This is a genomic window from Rhodoblastus sp. (genome assembly GCF_041915505.1).
Taxonomy (GTDB): Bacteria; Pseudomonadota; Alphaproteobacteria; order Rhizobiales; family Beijerinckiaceae; genus Rhodoblastus.
Genome location: NZ_JAYSBG010000525.1, coordinates 1 through 1,569, shown reverse-complemented (window position 1 = coordinate 1,569; position 1,569 = coordinate 1). Strand labels below are relative to the sequence as shown.

2 protein-coding genes are annotated in these 1,569 nt (G+C 66.0%); one reads left to right on the top strand and one right to left on the bottom strand.

The genetic code is table 11. The features are described from left to right. Window positions 1-570 (top strand): PLP-dependent transferase (locus tag ACE3S9_RS19405; protein WP_374548116.1); only part of this gene is annotated, 570 nt, incomplete at its 5' end. 43 nt (window positions 571-613) lie between these two features. Here the strand turns inward: ACE3S9_RS19405 and ACE3S9_RS19400 are convergent. Then, window positions 614-1,390, bottom strand: coding sequence for a lytic transglycosylase domain-containing protein (locus ACE3S9_RS19400; protein ID WP_374548117.1), 777 nt, complete (start codon window positions 1,388-1,390; stop codon window positions 614-616). Window positions 1,391-1,569: the final 179 nt, after the last annotated feature.

Here is a 1,569-nt window from a genome sequence, read left to right as displayed (position 1 = left end):
TCGCTCGCCGGGCCGGAGCCGGCCTATCACGGTCTCAATTTCTACGAGACCTTTGGCGATTTCGGCTTCACCACCAAGGCGCGGGCGGTGGCCTTGCGCGATTTCGGCCCCGCGCTCGCGCCGATGAACGCCTTTCTGACCTTAACCGGGCTCGAAACCCTGCACCTGCGCATGGAGCGCCATGTCGCCAATGCGCAGGCGGTGGCGGAATTTCTGGAGGCGCATCCGGCCGTGTCCTGGGTGTCCTACGCCAGCTTGCCGCACAGCCCGTTCCGGGAGCTGGCGCAAAAATACCTGCCGCTCGGGCCGGGCGCGGTTTTCACCTTCGGCGTCAAGGGCGGCTATGAGGCCGGCCTGCGCGTGGTCGAGCGCGTGCGGCTGTTTTCCCATCTCGCCAATATCGGCGACACGCGCAGCCTGATCCTGCATCCGGCCAGCACCACCCATCGCCAACTCACGGACGAGCAGCGTCTCGCCGCCGGGGCGGGGCCGGATGTGGTGCGCCTGTCGGTGGGGCTTGAAAGCGCGGCGGACCTGATCGCGGATCTCGACCAGGCCCTTCGCGATTGAACGGCGCCGCGGCGATCCGCGGCGGCCCCAACAGCTGATTATATCAGCGGTCGCCGCCGTCGATCTTCTTGCCGATCAAGGCGATCGCCTGCTGATAGACGGTCGCCGCGTTCCAGGCCTGGATGGCGGCGAAGTTCGGTTCGCCGGGCTGGTAGCCGGCGCCGGCGACCCAGCCATGGGCCTTGAGATAATTGGCGGTCGACGTCAGCGCCCCGGACGCGGTGTCGAGATTGCCGACGCCATATTCGAGCACGGTCTTGGGCATGAACTGGGTCTGGCCGACCTCGCCATGCATCGAGCCGCGCGTGCCGGCCGAGAACGTGCCGCGATCCACCAGTTTCAACCCGGCGTATAGCTGGTCGGTGAAAAATTCCGGCCGGCGGCAGTCATAGGCCAAAGTCGCGACGGCGGAGAGCGCGTTCTGGTTGCCCATCACGCCGCCGAAGCCGGTCTCCATGCCCCAGATCGCGATCAGCGGGCCCGGCGGCACGCCATAGCGCTGCTCGATCGAGGCGAACAGGGCGGCGTTGGATTCCTTCAGCTTGCGGCCGCGCGAGACGATGATCGAGCCGCCGCGCTTGGCCAGAAAGGCGTCGAGCGAGAGATGGAAGCTCTTCATGCCGCGGTCGGCGTTGATCGTCGCCTGGTTGTAATTTGTGGACATCAAAGCGGCGATGCCGGCCGGGCCGATGCCCTGCGACCGGGCTTCCTGCGCGAAGGATTGTTTCCAGGCGTCGAAGCCGCCTGCGGAATTTCCGCATTGGGCGGCTGACGCTTCGTTCGCCGTCAAAGCGGCGGCGATAACCGCTCCGACGAGCATTCCGATCTTCCTGGCCTTCATATGCAGGCTCCTGCTGAGTCTCTTAGTGGATTGGCGGCGCGGGCTGGTGGGACATTCCGGCAAATCGGCTTCGCGCCTGCGAAACGCGGCGCATATTCGCAAAATGCGGCCGTGGCGCCTAGCTTTAAACGCGGCCGTTCGCAGGGAATCGTCAGGGC